The sequence below is a fragment of the [Zimmermannella] alba NBRC 15616 genome (genome assembly GCF_001570905.1).
Taxonomy (GTDB): Bacteria; Actinomycetota; Actinomycetes; order Actinomycetales; family Microbacteriaceae; genus Pseudoclavibacter; species Pseudoclavibacter albus.
This window is the reverse complement of the sequence record NZ_BCSO01000009.1, coordinates 31,610-48,778: the sequence shown is the minus strand read 5'-3', so window position 1 is coordinate 48,778 and position 17,169 is coordinate 31,610. Positions and strand designations below refer to the sequence as shown.

At 64.3% G+C, this 17,169-nt stretch carries 16 protein-coding genes and 1 tRNA gene; 6 read left to right on the top strand and 11 right to left on the bottom strand.

Going from position 1 to position 17,169, the window contains the following annotated elements:
- Nucleotides 1-50: 50 nt before the first annotated feature.
- Nucleotides 51-1,466: an aldehyde dehydrogenase family protein gene (locus tag ZAL01S_RS07035; RefSeq protein ID WP_066081691.1), complete on the bottom strand. Its 1,416-nt coding sequence runs from the start codon at nucleotides 1,464-1,466 to the stop codon at nucleotides 51-53.
- A 64-nt stretch (nucleotides 1,467-1,530) separates the two neighbouring features.
- Complete coding sequence (locus tag ZAL01S_RS07030) at nucleotides 1,531-3,126, bottom strand: APC family permease (RefSeq protein ID WP_083523165.1); 1,596 nt, start codon at nucleotides 3,124-3,126, stop codon at nucleotides 1,531-1,533.
- Between the two features lie 360 nt (nucleotides 3,127-3,486).
- On the opposite strand from ZAL01S_RS07030, the gene ZAL01S_RS07025 reads away from it, so the two are divergent.
- Both ZAL01S_RS07025 and ZAL01S_RS07020 read left to right on the top strand, forming a co-directional pair.
- A complete protein-coding gene (locus ZAL01S_RS07025) occupies nucleotides 3,487-3,939 on the top strand; it encodes an ArsR family transcriptional regulator (RefSeq protein WP_159421627.1) in 453 nt (150 codons plus the stop codon).
- The gene (locus tag ZAL01S_RS07020) at nucleotides 3,932-4,345 is read left to right on the top strand and encodes a HEPN domain-containing protein (protein ID WP_066081687.1); all 414 of its coding nucleotides are present in this window, start codon (nucleotides 3,932-3,934) and stop codon (nucleotides 4,343-4,345) included. The genes ZAL01S_RS07025 and ZAL01S_RS07020 overlap by 8 nt, the downstream gene beginning before the upstream one ends.
- A 38-nt stretch (nucleotides 4,346-4,383) precedes the next feature.
- Here the strand turns inward: ZAL01S_RS07020 and ZAL01S_RS07015 are convergent, their stop codons facing one another.
- Nucleotides 4,384-5,406 carry an AraC-like ligand-binding domain-containing protein gene (locus ZAL01S_RS07015; RefSeq protein WP_159421626.1) on the bottom strand — a complete coding sequence of 341 codons (1,023 nt, stop codon included), beginning with the start codon at nucleotides 5,404-5,406 and terminating at the stop codon, nucleotides 4,384-4,386.
- 461 nt (nucleotides 5,407-5,867) lie between these two features.
- Here ZAL01S_RS07015 and ZAL01S_RS07010 point away from each other — a divergent pair, with 461 nt between their 5' ends.
- The 3 genes from ZAL01S_RS07010 to ZAL01S_RS07000 all read left to right on the top strand — a co-directional run bounded on the left by ZAL01S_RS07010 (nucleotide 5,868) and on the right by ZAL01S_RS07000 (nucleotide 9,142).
- Entirely contained in the window at nucleotides 5,868-7,217 is a 1,350-nt protein-coding gene (locus ZAL01S_RS07010) for a quaternary amine ABC transporter ATP-binding protein (RefSeq protein ID WP_244875361.1), read from the top strand.
- Nucleotides 7,214-8,158, top strand: a complete 945-nt coding sequence (locus ZAL01S_RS07005; RefSeq protein WP_083523159.1) for an ABC transporter permease — start codon at nucleotides 7,214-7,216, stop codon at nucleotides 8,156-8,158. Before ZAL01S_RS07010 ends, ZAL01S_RS07005 begins: the two co-directional genes overlap by 4 nt.
- A gap of 69 nt (nucleotides 8,159-8,227) precedes the next feature.
- Nucleotides 8,228-9,142: a glycine betaine ABC transporter substrate-binding protein gene (locus ZAL01S_RS07000; protein WP_083523158.1), complete on the top strand. Its 915-nt coding sequence runs from the start codon at nucleotides 8,228-8,230 to the stop codon at nucleotides 9,140-9,142.
- Nucleotides 9,143-9,689: 547 nt separating this feature from the next.
- On the opposite strand, the gene ZAL01S_RS06990 is transcribed toward ZAL01S_RS07000, so the two are convergent.
- The 3 genes from ZAL01S_RS06990 to ZAL01S_RS06980 all read right to left on the bottom strand — a co-directional run bounded on the left by ZAL01S_RS06990 (nucleotide 9,690) and on the right by ZAL01S_RS06980 (nucleotide 10,493).
- Nucleotides 9,690-9,920, bottom strand: a complete 231-nt coding sequence (locus ZAL01S_RS06990) for a hypothetical protein (RefSeq protein WP_159421625.1) — start codon at nucleotides 9,918-9,920, stop codon at nucleotides 9,690-9,692.
- A gap of 68 nt (nucleotides 9,921-9,988) precedes the next feature.
- On the bottom strand, nucleotides 9,989-10,216 hold the full coding sequence (locus ZAL01S_RS06985; RefSeq protein ID WP_066081676.1) for a hypothetical protein: 228 nt from the start codon (nucleotides 10,214-10,216) through the stop codon (nucleotides 9,989-9,991).
- A gap of 186 nt (nucleotides 10,217-10,402) precedes the next feature.
- Nucleotides 10,403-10,493: transfer RNA gene (locus ZAL01S_RS06980), tRNA-Ser, on the bottom strand.
- Between the two features lie 155 nt (nucleotides 10,494-10,648).
- Between ZAL01S_RS06980 and radA the strand changes: the two genes are divergently transcribed.
- Nucleotides 10,649-12,004, top strand: a complete 1,356-nt coding sequence (gene radA / locus ZAL01S_RS06975) for a DNA repair protein RadA (RefSeq protein ID WP_066081674.1) — start codon at nucleotides 10,649-10,651, stop codon at nucleotides 12,002-12,004.
- A gap of 188 nt (nucleotides 12,005-12,192) precedes the next feature.
- Here radA and ZAL01S_RS06970 read toward each other — a convergent pair whose 3' ends face one another.
- The 5 genes from ZAL01S_RS06970 to ZAL01S_RS06950 form a co-directional block, all read right to left on the bottom strand.
- Nucleotides 12,193-14,400: a bifunctional metallophosphatase/5'-nucleotidase gene (locus ZAL01S_RS06970; protein ID WP_066081672.1), complete on the bottom strand. Its 2,208-nt coding sequence runs from the start codon at nucleotides 14,398-14,400 to the stop codon at nucleotides 12,193-12,195.
- Between the two features lie 145 nt (nucleotides 14,401-14,545).
- Nucleotides 14,546-15,208, bottom strand: a complete 663-nt coding sequence (locus tag ZAL01S_RS06965) for a hypothetical protein (RefSeq protein ID WP_159421624.1) — start codon at nucleotides 15,206-15,208, stop codon at nucleotides 14,546-14,548.
- Nucleotides 15,209-15,307: 99 nt separating this feature from the next.
- Nucleotides 15,308-15,931 carry an endonuclease/exonuclease/phosphatase family protein gene (locus ZAL01S_RS06960; protein WP_066081668.1) on the bottom strand — a complete coding sequence of 208 codons (624 nt, stop codon included), beginning with the start codon at nucleotides 15,929-15,931 and terminating at the stop codon, nucleotides 15,308-15,310.
- Nucleotides 15,932-15,952: 21 nt separating this feature from the next.
- Nucleotides 15,953-16,639: a hypothetical protein gene (locus ZAL01S_RS06955; RefSeq protein ID WP_066081666.1), complete on the bottom strand. Its 687-nt coding sequence runs from the start codon at nucleotides 16,637-16,639 to the stop codon at nucleotides 15,953-15,955.
- On the bottom strand, nucleotides 16,605-17,105 hold the full coding sequence (locus ZAL01S_RS06950; protein WP_066081664.1) for a hypothetical protein: 501 nt from the start codon (nucleotides 17,103-17,105) through the stop codon (nucleotides 16,605-16,607). The genes ZAL01S_RS06955 and ZAL01S_RS06950 overlap by 35 nt, the downstream gene beginning before the upstream one ends.
- Nucleotides 17,106-17,169 lie beyond the last annotated feature (64 nt).

Genomic DNA, 17,169 nt, shown 5'->3' with positions numbered 1-17,169 from the left:
GCGCCAGGCATGGGCGCGGGTGCCGGGCGGAACCCGGACCCCCGACCCGGCTACTTGGTCACGGTGATGACGTGGGGCTGCGCGACGTGCTTGAGCCCGTCGACGCCGAACTCGACGCCGTAGCCCGACTGCTTCGCGCCGCCGAAGGGGACGGCAGGGTGCAGGGTGCCGTGCGAGTTGATCCACGTCGTTCCGGCCACAAGTCGAGACGCAACCTCAAGCGCGCGCTCCTCGTTGGACGACCACACGGATGAGCCGAGCGCCACGTCGAGCGCGTTCGCCCACTCGATCGCCTGGTCGAGCGAGTCGTACTTCACGATCGGCAGCACCGGGCCGAACTGCTCCTCCGCGACGAGCGGGTTGTCGTTCTCGATGTCGGCTACGATCGTCGACGGGTAGAAGAATCCGGGCTGCTCAGGATCCGGGTTGCCGCCGACCACGATGCGGGCACCAGCCGAGCGCGCCTTCTCCACGAGGTCCGCGACAATCTCGTACTGATCCTTGTTCTGGAGCGGCCCGAGGACGTTCTGCTCGTCAAGTCCCACACCCATCGGCGTCGACTCGGCGACCTTGGCGACCGCATCCACAACCTCGTCGTAGATCGATGCAGGGACGTAGAGGCGCTTCAAGGCAGCACAGGTCTGCCCGGTGTTGATGAAGGCGCCCCAGAACACACCCTCGGCGATCTTCGCGGGATCGGCGTCGTCCAAGACGATGCCCGCGTCGTTACCGCCGAGTTCGAGGGTCACACGCGCAACCGAGCCAGCCGCTTCGCGCGCAATCGTCTTTCCGACTTCGGTCGAGCCCGTGAACATGACCTTGCCGATGCGCTCATCACTCGCGAGCTTCGAGGCAATGCGGCCGGATGCGGGGACGACGATGAGGAGGTCCTCCGGCAGCACCGAGTTCACGACGTGGCCGAGCGCGAGCACCGAGAGCGTCGTCGACGATGCCGGCTTCGCGACGACTGTGTTCCCCATCTTGAGGGACGGAGCCCACTGCCAGACCGAGATCATCATCGGCCAGTTCCACGGGCTGATCGCCCCGACGACACCGATCGGGTCGTAGACCATGACCGAGCGCTGCGTCTCGTCATCCACGATCGTTTCCGGTTCGAGGGCGAAGCTTGCGTTCGCGCGGAACCAGCCCGCGCATCCGCCGACCTCGAAGCGGGCGTTCGGGCCGTTGAGGGGCTTGCCCTGCTCGCGGGAGAGGATTTCGGCGAGGGGCTCGGCCGCCGCCTCAATCGCTTCAGCAGCCTTCACGAGGAGCTCGTTGCGCTCGGCGACGGGCTTCGCTGCCCACGCCTTCTGCGCTGCCTGGGCGCGCGCGATCGCGTCCTCGAGATCGGCCTCGTTCGCGACTGGCGCTTTGCCGATGAGCTCGCCGGTCGCCGGGTCGAAGACTTCGCGACCGGTCTCGTCGGTGATCGCGTCAAGTAGTTCCTGTGCGGTGTTCCAACTCATGGTTCCTCCTTGGTGAGGGTCGTACATGCGAGTGGTGGTGAATGTTTCGGTGAGGTGATTCGATTCAGCGACGGGTGGCCGGCGCCCCGGGAGCGGGCTCATGTGCATCAGCCATGAAGGGAGCACGGTCCGCGCCGGGTGCGGGATGGACGATCGGGATGACGCCGGTCGGGGCATCCATATCGGCTGCGATCCCCGCATAGGCCTCGGGTCGCGCGCTCTTGAGGTACATCGCCCAGGCAAACCCGAGCGCACCGGGCACGATGACGAGGCTTGGCAGAATCCAGGTGAGCAGGTCAGCTTCCTCCTGCCCGAGCATGAGCGGGAAGTTCACGAGCACGAGGATAAACACAGCCCCGAGCGCCATCGCGGCGATCGCGGGTGCGAACAGCCGCGACCAGGCGCCCACACCGCGGTCGTCGCGGATGAAGAAGGCAATGATGGCGACCGCCACAAAGCACATGAGCAGGACGAGTCCGAACGCACCCGTGTTCGTGAGCCAGGTGAACATGGTGAGGACCGGGTAGAGGGGGTCACCCGGGTCACCGAGCACGAAGCCGAGCGTGACGATGATCGAGAGGACCGTCTGCGTGAGCGAGCCGACGATCGGGGCTCCATTCTCGGTGCGCTTCGCGAAGACCTGCGGGGCAACGCGCTCCCGGCCAAGCTCGGCGATGTAGCGAGAGACCGCGTTGTGGAACGAGAGGAGCGCTGCGAAAAGACTCGTGATGAAAAGCGCGTTCACGATGTCGACGACGACCTCGGGCAAGTGCGCGCCGATGAGCGCGAAGACGATGCCGGGACCGAGTTCCTCGGACTGGGCAACGACCTGCGAGGGCCCGACGCCGACGGTGAGTGCCCAGGCCGAAATGCTGTAGAAGAGTCCGACGCCGATCACCGCGAGGAAGGTCGCGCGACCGATCGTCGTGCGCGGATTCTTTGCCTCGTGCGCGTAGATCGCCGCCGACTCGAAGCCCATGAACGCGGCCACACCGAAGGCGAGCAAGACGCCAACTTCGGGCGTGATGAGAGATGCCGGGTTGATCGCGTCGAGCGGGTACCCCTCTGGCGCTGCACCCAGCCCGACGGCATCCACAACGCCAACGGCGAGGAACTCAAGCGCCACGAGCACCGCGATGACCCGGGCTGAAAAATCGATTCGCCACATGCCGAGCACCCCGACGATGAGCACGCCCGCGAGCGCCCACATCCACCAGCTCGTTTCAAGCCCGAATCGAACGGTGAGCCAGTCCGCGACGGTGAACCCGAACATGCCGAAGATGCCGAACTCCATGGCGAGGTAGGACACCATCGCACCGATCGCGGAGGCGACACCGAGGGGTCGCCCGAGCCCGCGGGCCACGTAAGCGTAGAAGGCACCGGGGTTCGTAATGTGTCGCGCCATGGCCGCGTATCCAAAGGCAAAGAGCGCGAGGACCGCGGCAAGCACGAGGTAGGCGGCAGGAACCGAGGTGATGCCACTCACGGCGAAACTACTCGGTGCGCCACCGGCGATAACGGTGAGCGGCGCGGATGCCGCGACGATCATCATCGCGATCGAAAACGTCCCGAGCTTTCGTGTTGGTGTCGGGATGCCGGATGCTGGCGTCACAGGTGCCGTGGTGGCAGGCGCGGCCTGCCCAATTGTTTGGGTGTGCATGATGGCCTCCGTCATTGCAGGCGATGCGTTGTCGAGCCTCGTCGTTGAGGTTCGTTGCTCAGGAGCCTAGGTGCCGTGCTGACACGAGACAGCATCCGCGCTCCCTCGTGCACGCCGCGGCAACGACTCCGCGCTCCAACGCAAATGCGTCATGCCGTTTCCCTGAGCTACGCACACCGCATTGTTTATTCCCATAACGTGAATATATGATCACGTTATATGAAACGAGCACCGGCAGCGCTCACACCCTTCATACGCTCTGACGCCGTCGGAGCGGTGCTCGCCGAACTTTTCCTCCATCCAGACGAGGAACTCACACTGAGCGAGCTTGGGCGCCGATCGAGCGTTAGCGCACCCATCGTGCATCGCGAGATCGGTCGCCTTGTCGAAAGCGATGTCGTCGTCGACCGCATCGAGGGTCGAAACCGCCTTGTCCGAGCAAACAAGTCACACCCCCTGTACAGCCTCATGTCACAGCTCGTGCTGGCTACGTACGGCCCCGTGCCGGTCGTTCGCGAACTCTTCGGTGGCATCGACAGCATCAGCGAGCTCCTGATTTTTGGATCATGGGCCGCACGACGGGCTGGAATTGCCGGACCGTACCCGAACGATCTCGACGTCCTTGTCGTTGGCGACATCCCGCGACGCACCCTGAGTGAGCAAGCTGCCGTCGCATCTGAGCGGCTCAACCTTGCAGTCAACATCACTCGTCTGGCCGAAGACGAATGGCACGCACAATCCCCCGCACCGTTTGTCGCGACCGTCCGTTCACGACCAATGCTGGATGTCCTGACGGGCGAGCTGCGTGAGTAACACGATTCGGCAGCTCGTCGAGCAGCGACGGATTGAAGAGGTCGCCCCGAACACCGAGCACGCACAGTTCATCCTCAAGCAAGCGGCGCAGCACGTGCGAACAGCACAAGCGCTGGCCGGAACGGAGGACCAGGCCATGGCCTTCACTGCCGCATACGATGCCGCACGGAAGGCGCTCACAGCAGTTCTCGCTGCACACGGGCTTCGCGTTCGACCGAGCGGTGGAGCTCATCGAAACACGGGCATTGCCGCCGCCGAGTTCGTCTTACACCCGTCACTCGCGGAGTTCGAGTGGATGCGGCACGTGCGCAACGCGACCGAGTACCCGAGCGAAGACCGAGCACCCGCGACAGCACTCGATGTTCGAGATGGCATCGAAGCAGCGGAGGAAATCGTCAGCGCGTGACGCGATCACATTCACGACGTCCTCGCTTCGTCAAGCAGCTAGTTCCTCGCGAAGGCGCGGCGCCGCACCTCGCTTGGCGACTCGCCATAGCGCACCTTGAAGAGCCGGCTAAAGTGGGCCGCATTCGCGAGCCCCCAATCCGCGCCGATGGCGCTCACCGAACGGTGCGCGTACTCGGGATTCACCAGGTCGAGGTAGGCGCACTCGAGGCGGCGCTTGCGGATGTAGCCAGCGACTGTCTCGCCACGATCGTGGAAGAGCGCATGGAGGTGCCGGACAGAAATGTAGGCGCGTTCCGCGATGGTGCTGGGGCTCAGCGTCGTATCACCGAGCCTTTGATCGATGTCATCCCGAATGGATTCGAGGAGCGCCCGGTGCGGGTCAGCCGCCACCCGGTTGAGGTCAAAGGAGTTCGCAAGCAGGGTGTCCACGAGCTGCACCGCACTCTGCACAAGGTAGACGCCTGCGGGGCCGCGGAGTTCGTCAAGGCTCGTGCCGAGGGTGGCAAGAAACGGCGAAACCACCCGGCCAAGACCGCTGGAGCCGTCGAGGCGCACCGCGGTGATGTCGTTCATGGCGTGCGGTGGCACTTTGAGTCGCTCGTGCGGCACCATCATGACGAGCACGCGAAAGTCGTCCGTGAAGCTCAGCTCGTAGGGCTGCGAGGTGTCGTAGACGACAAGGTCACCCGGCTGCAGGTCAACACTTCGCCCGTGCTGCCGGTGGATGCCGCGCCCCTCCATTTGCCGCGAGATCTTCACACAGTGCTCACTCGATTCAGCAATGAGCTCGGGCGTGCGCAGCACCGTGTGGGCGCCCGCGCGGATGTCCGTGAATGAGACGCCGTGAACATTGACGTGACTTACCCGCGCCCGGAATGACGCAGGATCGTCGGCGGTGATCTCGAGCGGGACGAAGGATTCGTTGACGACGTTGCGGAATCGATTCAGATCCAGTGACTCATCAGCGGCGGGGTCGTGTTCAGCACGCGTCACAGCACCTCGCGCAGCTCGTGCGGGCGGCTCGCTCAAGCGCGATGCGGCCCCATTGCTCTCCACCACGATTCCTCCTTTGGAATTGCGCCGCATCTATTCTCCCCCGACCAAGGTCACGGATTCCTGCCAACAGGCCTGATCAGCGAGGAAATCACGCCGATTCTCCACCGCAAAGGGAGGTCTGGATAACGGTTCCACAACGCATTGCAGCAATCTTGAACCCACCTTTTCGTCTCGCGAGACCCCGCCTGATCCGCGTACCCATGGGGATCTCGGAGGATCGCGCGTGGTGAATTGAACCGGTTTTGCACCCCGCTGCCAGTGAGACTGGCTTGCTACCGTGCTTCGCGTGGAGTTGTGCCTGACGGGCTCACGTCCTCGGCGCTGGCGCTCCGCTACCTCCGGCGTGCCGCGCGAGCACCGGCTCGCGCCTTCGACGCTCAGGCGCCCGGTCGAGAGTCCAGCGAACCATTTTTCGCAGGGCTTGATTGTTGATGCCTTCCGATCCACGCAAGGAGTTTCACTTCGTGTCAGATCCCATCCTTTCCGTCCGCGGCGCCACGAAGGTGTTCGGCCGCGGCGCAAGCGATGCCGCCAAGCAGCTCGCGCGCGGCGTCGCCCCCGAAAAGCTCCCCAAGCACCTCACACCGGCCGTCGTTGACGCGACCTTTGACGTGAAGCCGGGCGAGATCTTCGTCGTCATGGGCCTGTCCGGTTCGGGCAAGTCCACCCTCATCCGCATGCTCAACGGCCTCTGGGAGCCGACCGCGGGTGAAGTCATCGTCGCCGGCACCGACCTCGCGAAGGCGGACGCCGCAACCGTGCGCAAGGTGCGCCGCGAGCACATCTCGATGGTGTTCCAGCACTTCGCGCTCCTCCCCCACCGAAGCGTCCTCGACAACGTCGCGATGCCGCTGGAAATCCAGGGCATCGGCAAACAGGAGCGCCTCGCGAAGGCCGCCGAGATGCTCGAGAGCGTGGGCCTTGGCAAGTGGAAGGACAAGCGTCCCTCGGAGCTCTCCGGCGGTATGCAGCAGCGCGTCGGCATCGCTCGCGCCCTCGCTGCGGACACCGACATCCTGCTCATGGATGAGGCCTTCAGCGCCCTCGACCCGCTCATCCGCCGCGAGATGCAGGAGGAGCTCAAGGACCTCCAGGAACAGCTCCACAAGACGATCATCTTCATCACGCACGACCTCAACGAGGCCATGTTCCTCGGGGACCGCATCGCGGTGATGCGCCAGGGCAAGATCGTCCAGATCGGCACGCCCGAAGAGATCCTCACCGACCCGGCCAACGACTACGTGGCCCAGTTCGTGCAGGATGTCGACCGTGCGCGCGTGCTCACGGCCGCAAGCGCCATGGTCCCGGCTGTCTCGGCAGTCCCGCTCTCGGCAGGCCCGCGTGCCGCGCTTCGCGTCATGAACGATGCGCAGTCCGGCGGCGCGTTCGTGCTCGGCCAGGGCCGGAAGCTCGAGGGTGGCGTGACCGACCGCCGCGCCATGCGTCTCGTGAAGGAAGGTTCGACCGACCTTGCGAGCATCATCAAGCGCGATGTTGCCACCGTCTCGCCGGACACCCCGCTCAGCGATCTCTTCGAACTCGCCGCCGACACGGCCTTCCCGATCGCGGTCGTGGATGAGCAGCGCCGCCTGCTCGGTGTCGTCCCGCGCGTGACGCTCCTGGCGTCCCTCGCGAACGTCCCGTCGACGACGTCCGCGATTCCGGTGCCGCACGACCCGATCACCGATGTGCGCCCGGAAGAGGTGCAGGCGGTCCTCGACGAGCACCCTGCACCCGAAGGAGCGAGCACCCCGGCACGTGCTGGAGCCGCCGCCCCGCTTGATGACGCTTCGACGGAAGGGAGCACGAAGTGATCCGCATTCCTCTCGGTACCTGGGTTGAGGCGTTCATCGAGGGACTCATCTCGGTCGCTGGCCCGGTCTTTGATGTCATTCGCGCCATCTTCGGTGCGCTCTACAGTTTCTTCGAGTTCATCCTCCTCACGCCGCCGGTGGGCGTCATCATCGTCGTGTTCGCGGCCCTCGCGTTCATCGCGAGCGGGTGGAAGCTCGCCCTCGGCACGGCGCTCGGTCTGGGCCTCATTCTCACCGTCGACCAGTGGGGCAATGCGATGGAGACACTCGCGCTCGTGATCGTCGCGAGCCTCATCGCGATCCTCCTCGCAGTGCCGCTCGGCATTTGGGCGGCGAAGTCGAACACGGCTTCGGCGATCATCCGGCCCATCCTCGACTTCATGCAGACGATGCCAGCGTTCGTCTACCTCATCCCCGCACTCATCCTCTTCCGCGTGGGTGTTGTGCCGGGCATTGTCGCGACGATCATCTTCGCGATGGCACCGGGTGCGCGCATGACCGAGCTTGGTATTCGCGGCGTAGATGAAGAAGTGGTTGAAGCCGGTAAGGCCTTCGGTGCCACGCCTGGCCGCATCCTCCGTCAGATTCAGCTGCCGCTCGCGATGCCGTCGATCATGGCGGGCGTCAACCAGGTCATCATGCTCGCGCTGTCGATGGTCGTCATCGCCGGCATGGTCGGTGCGGGCGGCCTCGGCGCGGATGTCGTGCAGTCGCTCAACCGCATCGACGTGGCGCTCGGTTTTGAGGCCGGTATCTCGGTGGTGGCCCTCGCGATCATCCTCGACCGCCTCACGGGTGCCTTCTCTCGCCGTCACGAGAACGGCCAGAAGACGCTCGTCGAGCGCGTGATCGAGCGCCGCAAGGCTCGCGCGAACGGAACCACCGACGACCAGGTGGACCCGAAGCCTGCCACCTCGCAGCCCGCATCCGCGAGCGCCTAGCAACTTGCACTCGGCGGGATGCTCCGCCACCTACGGAACACCATTCGATACGTATTTGGAGAAGACACGATGAAGCGTTCGCGCAAGATTCTCGCGGGGATCAGCCTCCTCGCGGCCTCCGCTCTCGCGCTCACGGGCTGCGCCTCGGGTGCTGAGCTCAGCGGCAAGAGCGGTGAGAAGCTCGACAACGGCGACGAGAAGCAGATCACGATTGCCGTGTTCAACGGCTGGGATGAGGGTGTTGCCGCATCCGAGCTGTGGAAGGTCGTGCTCGAGGAGCAGGGCTACGACGTCACCCTCGAGCCGGCCGATGTGGCGCCGGTGTACTCGGGACTGTCGACGGGCGACTACGACCTCGTGCTCGACGGCTGGCTGCCGATCACGCACAAGTCGTACGTGGAGCAGTACGGCGACAAGATCGTGGACCTTGGCGCGTGGAACGACGAGGCGAAGCTCACCTTCGCAGTGAACGAGGATGCCCCGATCACGTCGATCGACGAGCTCGCCGCGAACGCCGACAAGTTCGACAACACGATCATCGGTATCGAGCCGGGCGCTGGCCTCACCGAGGTCACCCAGAACGACGTCATCCCGGGCTACGGCCTCGACCAGATGACCTACACGACCTCGTCGACGGCCGCGATGCTCACCGAGCTGAAGTCGAAGACGGATGCGAAGGAGAACATCGTCGTGACGCTGTGGCGTCCGCACTGGGCGTACGACGCGTTCCCGATCCGCGACCTCGAGGACCCGAAGGGTCTGCTCGGTGACGCTGAAGGCATCCACTCGTTCTCGTCGAAGGAGTTCGAGACCACGCACCCGAAGGTGTCCTCGTGGATCAAGAGCTTCAAGATGGACTCCGAGAAGCTCTACTCGCTTGAGAACGCCATGTTTGGTGGCGAGAAGACCGACGACTACGGCCCGATCGTGGAGCAGTGGATCTCGGAGAACCAGGCGTACGTCGACTCGCTGACCGCGCAGTAGCCTTCCGCCGCTGAGCCGAGCGCGACCGGGACCTCTCGAGACGCCCGAGCCTCTCGAGCCCCGCCCCGCTCGCCAGAGTGCGCAAACTGTTGGTCCGGTGCCAAGTTATGGCACCGGACCAACAGTTTGCGCACAGTTTCTTGCTCGCGCGGCGCACGACGGTCAGGACAGCTCCTCACGAATGCGCAACGAGCCGACGCGTCAGTCGTGGAAGACGTCAGCGATCTGTTTACGGCTCGAATCCTGAGCTTGTGCAGGATTCTCGAAATCGAGAGCGCCACCGAGGAACGACTCATGTTGATTTCGCCAGCGATCTCAACGTTGGTCCACCCCTGCATCGCCAATCGGTCAGCTTCGAGCGCTTCCTCGACGAGCTCGTCAGCCTCGATCGCGTGTCCACGCAACAGCATGAACTGTGCACAGAGCGTACGTGCGTCAAAACGATCGAGACACGTGAGAGGAATTGTGCGAGCGACAGCTGCTGTGGCTGCAATGCGCTCATCAAGCTCTGGGTCATCCACTGGCGCCAGATACAGCTCGAGCGCGTCTAGGAAGGCCTGACGGCTTGAATACTCACCCACGGAAATGTGTCGCTGGTGTCCCCTTCAAGTGCCGAATAGGCACGGTGCGCCTCAATCAGCGTCGATGCAATCGACAGCAGGTTGCGGTAGGCCGACAGCAGAATGGTCCCAAGCATGAGTTCGACATGAATCCATCGCTCGCACAATGTTGTTGCCGGTGGGATGTCCTGAAACTCCTCCAACTGCAGCTGTCGCACACCAGCGGACATCAAGCGGGCCCACACGCGCGTGTAGGCGCGAACGAGCGAGCGTTCGAACCGACGTTTTACCTCGCGAAGAATCGAGTGTCATTGACATAGAGGTCGTGCCGCCGGTGCACATTGACGATTTCGGACACAAGCCGTTCCAGGTCTTCCCGCTCCTGACACCTCGACAGGCTGCTTTGCTGGAGATCAGACACCTCACGCGGGTGCCCCGCATCCTCCAGGTCTCGCGCAAAACTGAGCAGCCGTTCGCAGTCCAATGGGGTGAGGCGCGTGTCGATCGGCACCATGGGGTTGTCCGGTGCGCTCTGGATTGTGACGGGCGCGCCAAGCGGCAATTCTGGGACCTTGGGATGTCACACGTCCACGCGCATTGGACGACGACAGGCCCAGAGCATGCATGCCGTGTCACGCTCGGACCGGTGATGTTTGACACATGGAAAACCCCCTCGAGTTGAAACTCGAGGGGGTTTGCGTGGCGGTGACGGTGGGATTTGAACCCACGGTAGGGGGGTACCCTACACGACATTTCGAGTGTCGCACCTTCGGCCGCTCGGACACGTCACCGTCGTCAATCATAAGCAGGTTCTTCCTGATGATGCAAGACGGAGTTGTACTTGGAGTTCATTGGGCGTGTCGTAGACGTCTCCCCCCTCCCCACCGAGCCTGGCGCTCGCCGCTTCAAGAATCGAATGTCGGTGGTCCCCTCTACCCTTGGTGCCATGGCCAAGAGTCGCGAGAAGACGCCGAACTACCACTGCACCGAGTGCGGTGCCACCATGCTCAAGTGGCTCGGCCAGTGCCCCGAATGTCAGGCGTGGGGCACCGTCGTCGATCGCTTTGAGTCACGCACGGCCCACCGTGTGCAGGCTGCCGCGATTGCACCCTCGCAGGCGGCTCGGCCCATCACCGAGACGCCACTCGAACACGTGCACCACCGTCCTACGGGCATCGGCGAGCTCGACCGCGTGCTCGGCGGCGGCATCGTCCCGGGGGCTGCCATCCTTCTCTCAGGCGAGCCCGGTGTCGGTAAGTCAACGCTGCTGCTCGAAACCGCCGCCCGCGTTGCCCAGACGGGAGCCCGCGTGCTCTACGTCTCAGGCGAAGAGTCCACGAGCCAAGTTCGGCTCCGCGCCGAGCGCATGGGCACGCTGCACGACACCCTCTTCCTCGCGAGCGAAACCGACCTCGCGGCCGTGCTCGGCCAGGTCGAGCACGTCCAACCGGCGCTGCTCATCGTCGATTCCATCCAGACAGTAGCTTCTGCAGAGATCGACTCGCTGGCGGGCCAGCCGAGCCAGGTGCGGGAGGTCGCGTCAGCCCTCATTCGGCTCGCGAAGGCCAAGTCACTCCCCGTCATCATCGTTGGTCACGTCACGAAAGATGGCCACGTTGCTGGTCCGCGCCTGCTCGAGCATCTCGTGGACGTCGTCGCGCACGTCGAAGGCGACCGCCAAACCGCGCTCCGCTTCGCCCGCACCCTCAAGAACCGTTTCGGTCCAACCGACGAAGTCGGATGTTTCGAAATGAGCGGCGAGGGAATGCGCGAAGTTCCCGACCCCTCAGGCCTGTTCATCTCCGAGCGCGGCGCCCCCGTGAGCGGCACCTGCGTCACCGTCGCGCTCGAAGGACGCCGTGCTCTCCCCGTCGAAATCCAGGCGCTCGTCGTCCCCACCCAGGCCCCAAACCCTCGCCGAGTCACGAACGGTGTCGACGCGAGCCGCGTTGCCATGCTCCTCGCCGTCCTCGAAAAGCGCGTCGGCATCAAGCTCGGGCAGTGCGACGTCTACGTCTCCACCGTCGGTGGAGTGAAACTCACCGAACCGGCCGCCGACCTCGCAATCGCCGGAGCTATCGCCTCCGCCGCCGCGAATCGGCCCATCACCGCAGGCACCGTCGTCATCGGTGAAGTCTCACTCGCTGGCGAAATCCGCCGCGTCAACCAAGCGAACCTCCGAGAGCAAGAAGCGCGACGCGTCGGGTTCGACCGCGTCATCTCCACCGGCTCCCAAACCGTCGGCACCGCCTTGCGCGCTGCTCTCGCCAAACAACAAAGCCGCACCGACAGCATCGACTAGCGAATCCAGGGCCAGACTCCACGGCGATCGCTCACATGCGCAGCAACGCCGCGACAAGACCGTGGCGCTCCTCTGGCTGCGGCAGGTCAGACCCGTCACGTCCGGCGCCCGCAACTCCCCCACGCACACAAGACAACGGTGGCCTGGACATTGTGTCCAGGCCACCGTTGTTGAACAAGCTGGTTCAGCTATGCGCGACGACGTGCGAGGAACGCACCGCCGGCCACGGCGAGAACTGCCGCCACTGCGATCCAGCCAGCAACGTCAAGCTCGGCACCCGTGCCAGCAAGGGCTTCGGCGGCCGGAGCCGGCGCCTCGGTCGGCTGAGCAGTCTCGCTCGACTGAGCGGTCTCAGTCGGGGCCGACTGCGGAAGACCCTCAACCGAGAGCGGGAGGTACGTCACCGTGTCCGAGTTGTCGAAGCTCAGGACGAGCGTGTACTGACCGGTCGCGAGGTTCTCAGGGATCGTGATCTCGAGACCGGCGATGTTCGGGTCGGTTACCGTCGCCTCACCGGGGAGCGCGATGCGTGCGCCGTCCGGGCCGATGAGCTCGCCCTTGATGACGCTGTTCTGCGTGTAGCCGAGCGAAGCGAGGTCGAAGCCAGCCACACCGAAGCTGAAGGTGCTGCCAGCCTTCACCGTCTCGGTGTAGGGGTAGCCATCCTTACCAGCAAGGGCGGGCACGATGACACCATTGCGGTTGTTGTCGATCGGGAGCTGGCCCTTCGCCTTGACCCACTTCACGAACGACTCGAGGTCGATGAGACCCGTGTCCTTCACCAAGGTCGCCTTCTTGAACCCAGCGAAGTTGTCGCCACCAGTGGCGAGGAAGCTCGGCGCGGCCACGTGGTAAACCTTTGCAGGATCGATGAACGTGCCGTTCAGCGACATCGAGAGAATGCGGTCACCGCGGGGGCGGTCAGGGTCGTAGGTGTAGGTGAAGCCATCCGAGAGGCCGAGCTGCAGATACGGACGCTGCGAGCCATCCGGCTGCCACTGCTCTTCAAGGATCTGCTTCAGGTCAGCACCCGTGAGCTCCACCTGCATGAGCGTGTTCGCGAAGGGAAGCACCGAAGCGGCTTCCTTGTACGTGACCTGGCCGTCATTCATGATGTCGGCGCGAAGACCGCCCGGGTTGATCATCGCAATGTCGACGGGGTGGCCTGCGCCGTTCAGCGAGTCAAGCATCGAGTTCGCGACCACACCACCGAGTGCCGACTCGTTTGCACGGTCGTCCTTGACCGCCACAACGCAATTCGACGTCGTGCCATCAGCAGCAACCTGGATCGAGCCCGGCTCGCACTGCTTCGCGCGCGTGAGGTCTGCCGTCTGGGTCGCGATGACCTGAGCACCGATCGGGCCCGACTGTGCGACTGCATCGGCCATGATCTGCTGGATCTTGAGGATCGTCGGGTCGTTCGCGAGTTCGGTCGGAACCGCCTTCGGAGTCGGAATGACCGAGCTCTGGGCGAGCGTCACGTTGTTGTTGGCATCAATCGTGAGCACCACCTGAGCAATCGAGGTCCCGTACGAGTCGGCCTGGATGACCGGACGGGTCGATGCACCGATCGGCGCGTCATAGGCATAGGCCATGTGCGTGTGGGCGTTGAAAATGGCGTCAACCGCAGGGACGGTGTCGTTCACCATGTGCGCGAACGAAGTGTTCGCCATGTTGGTCTGAAGCTGGTCGTTGCCTGCAACGGGGCCACCATCGTGGTACGACGCAACGATGACGTCGGCCTCACCGTTGGCAGGGTTGCCATCGGATAGCTGGGCTGCAACACGGTTCACGGCGGCAACCGGGTCTTCAAAGGTGTAGCCAGTGATGCCATCCGGCGAAACGAGCGAAGGGACCTCGCTCGTCACGGCGCCAATCACCGCGACCTGCTTGCCAGTGACCGTGAACAGCGCATACTCACCAAAGGGGTGCGCCCCCGATGCATCGGTCACGTTTGCCGCGAGATCCGGGCCGTTCGTGCCGTTCTGAATACGGCCAACGGCGTCAGCAGCACCCTTGTCGAACTCGTGGTTGCCCTGCGTGTAGCTTTCAACGCCCAGGGCGTTCAGTGCGTCGATCGTGGGCTGGTCATTGAGCGCGGCCGATTCGAACACCGTCGCGCCAACCTGGTCGCCGTTACCGAGAATGAGCGTGTTCGCGTCGCCAAACGGGGCCTGCGCGGTGAGGACGTTTGCGGCGAAACGGTCAGCATCGTTGATACGACCGTGGAAGTCGTTAAAGCCGATGAGGTTGACCTGGGTCGTGCCAGCGGTGGGCTGGATCACGGCCGGCGACGACACCTGGGCGAAGGCCGGCGACACGCCAGCAACTGCAACACATGCGCAGGCGGCAAGCGCGGCACCACCGAAGCGGGCAAGGGGACGGGGAAGCTGCACGAGGACTCCTCAAAGGGTTTTGCCGCTCAATGCGGATAGAGCCGCAATACATCACAACTGAGTAACAGCTGAGTAAACCCTTGGCGAGACCTCTGCGCCCAATGTCGCACAGGCATTCCGTCTCGATGTCCGTGCAACGCCCCCGCTACTGCAAGACGAACCTCGCCGGCTCCGACGTCAAGCTGTCCATCTGCACGGTGAGTTGATACGTGCCCGGGAGCGCCTTGGGTCGTTCCCCCGAACAGCTGCTTGGCGCCGATCGCTCCTTCACCCACGTAATAGGGGGCGCTTCGAGGCGTTGCCCGGCACCCAATTGGACCGGCTGCGACCGAGCCTCGCTCTGGCAATCCGTCGAAGTCCAAATGTGGTCCGCGCCACTCGTGATCGTGTACACCTGCTTGGCAGTCCCAACATCAATCGTGCACGGCTTCGACCCTGTGTTCTCGAGCACAAGCGACAGCTTCGGCTGCTGATCTGCGCTGTACGTTTCAGCATCAAGCTTCGCAGTGAGCACAACCTCAGGCGGGATGCAGGGCTGCAACGCCTCCGCCGTAGGCGCAGCCGATGTGGCGGTGGATGCTCCCCCACCAGCATCCGGCGTCGGCGCAACGTCTTGCGCAGTCACGCTCGTCGGGGTGGGGCTCGCCGTGGGCGTGTCCGGAGCCTCAGCCGTCGAGTCAGCGCCACTGCCCACGAGGTGAGGAACAAGAAACACCAACGCGGCAAGCATCAACACCACACACGCCACAAGGGCAGCACGGCGACGACGAAAGATCGTCTGCCGACTTGGACGAGGTGTTGCAGGCATGCCGACACGCTACCGGCCCGGCATCCAAATCTTGACGACGCGCAGGGGCGGGGCGGGAACCCTTGAGTTCCTGCCCCGCCCCTGGCGGATTCGTGTGGTCTAGCGCTCAGCCGGTCGACGGCGAGCCACCAGGCCACCCAGCAGCAGCGCGAGGCCCGCCACTGCTGCTGGAATCATGCCCTCAGCACCAGTACCCGCAAGGCCACCGTTGCCAGAACGCTCGCCGTCCGTGGCCGCCGCGTCCGGCGAAGCCGTCAGTGATTCAGTGGGGTTCGAGCTTGCGACAGGGCTCGCCGTTGCCGTGCTGCTGGGCGCCGGTGTCGGCTGTGCCGTCGGGGTCAGTGCTGGCGTCGGGAAGACAAGCTTCACGACCTCCGGGTTGTGGTCCGAGGCACGGAACTGGTCAGGCGAGTAGAACGCTTCGACGTTGCTGTTCCAGCGGCTGTACTCGTAGGCAACCGACTCATAGGAGTTGATCGTCCAGGTGTCAACGCCACCGACGAGTGCCTGGGCCGCCGGCGAAGCGAAGACGTGGTCGAGCGAGCCAAGCGTGCCACCGAAGAGGTACGAGTACTCGGTGAAGCCGGTCGTCGAGCTCGTCGAGTGGCCAAGGTCGGCGAAGCCAGCATCCGTGATCGTCGTGACCGGCGACTCCATCGAGTACGCGTTGAAATCACCAACGAGGAAGGTGGCGGGCTCGTCAACCGGGTTGCTTCCGCTCACCGGGACAGTCCGCTGCAGACGTCACCTGTCAAAGCCGTACGAGAGGATGACCGGCTTCGTGAAGGTGGCCGTTGCGCCAACCGTCACCGGGCGGTCCTGGTCGATGTACGGGGTTGGGATGCCGGATCCTGCGCCCGTGTACTTCGTCGAAGCACCATCGTCGAGGAGGATGCCGCGAGCAGCGTTGTCGGCAGCCTGAGCCTTGGCCTCGGCGCTCATCGGAGCACCAACTTCAGTCGGCGTCACGAGGACGTCGTTCACCGCAAGACCAATCTCGCCGTACTGGTTCACGCCGTAGTTGTCGGTCACGACGAGCTTGTCCTTCGGCATGACGAGCATGCCCTCGAAGGATTCGCGGACGGCTTCGTCACCGGTCCAGGTGAGGCCCGTGGCGGGAACCTCGCCAAGTGCAGCGATCTTGGCCACAGTTGAGGCCGAGATCTGCGTGAGCCCAAAGTACTCGGAGACGTTGCCGGTCACGGTGACCGAGTCACCGATCGTCACCTTGGCATCGTCGTTCGGGGCGTACACGAAGATGCCGCGCGAGGCCTTGTGCGTTGCGAGATCAACCACACCAGGCATCTGGATCACGAACCCCTTGAGACCGCCCGTGGGGTAGACCGCCGTAACAACACCCTGCGTGGTGACGTTCTGCCCCGCGAGCGGCGATGTATCACCTGTGCCCTGAATCTGGTCGATGGGTGTCACGACCGCCGCGGAAGGGGTTGGGGGTCGCACCCGGATCAGTGACCGGAGTGGTACTCGAGTTCTGCGGGGTCGGCGTCGCACGACTGAAGTCAGCGGCGTTGTTGTCGGTGTCGAGGCCGTTCGTACGCTGCGTGGATCGCTGGTCCGAGGTGCCACCGAGACCCGCAGCGGCGGATCCCTCAAACAACGTGACAGTTCCGTACCCGACGGCGTCAATCACGCCGTTCGCGGCGACAACCGAACCCGCCGGGAGCGTGAGCGCAGATACCTGGTTTGACAGGAAGATGACACCGTTCGATCCGCTCGGGTTCATGCCGGGGGCGCTGGCGTCGGGCGTCGGCAGGGCGGCGCCATTGGCGCCGTTCGAGCCGAGGCTCACGAGGTAGTAGCCCTGCGCAGGAATCTGTCCGCTCAGCGGCGCGACACCGTTCGCGGCGCCCGTCCCCGCCGCGCTCCGGTACTGCACCGACCAGCCGTCAAGCGAGATCGGGGCGCTCGTCGGGTTGTACAGCTCCGTCCCCGGAGCTGAC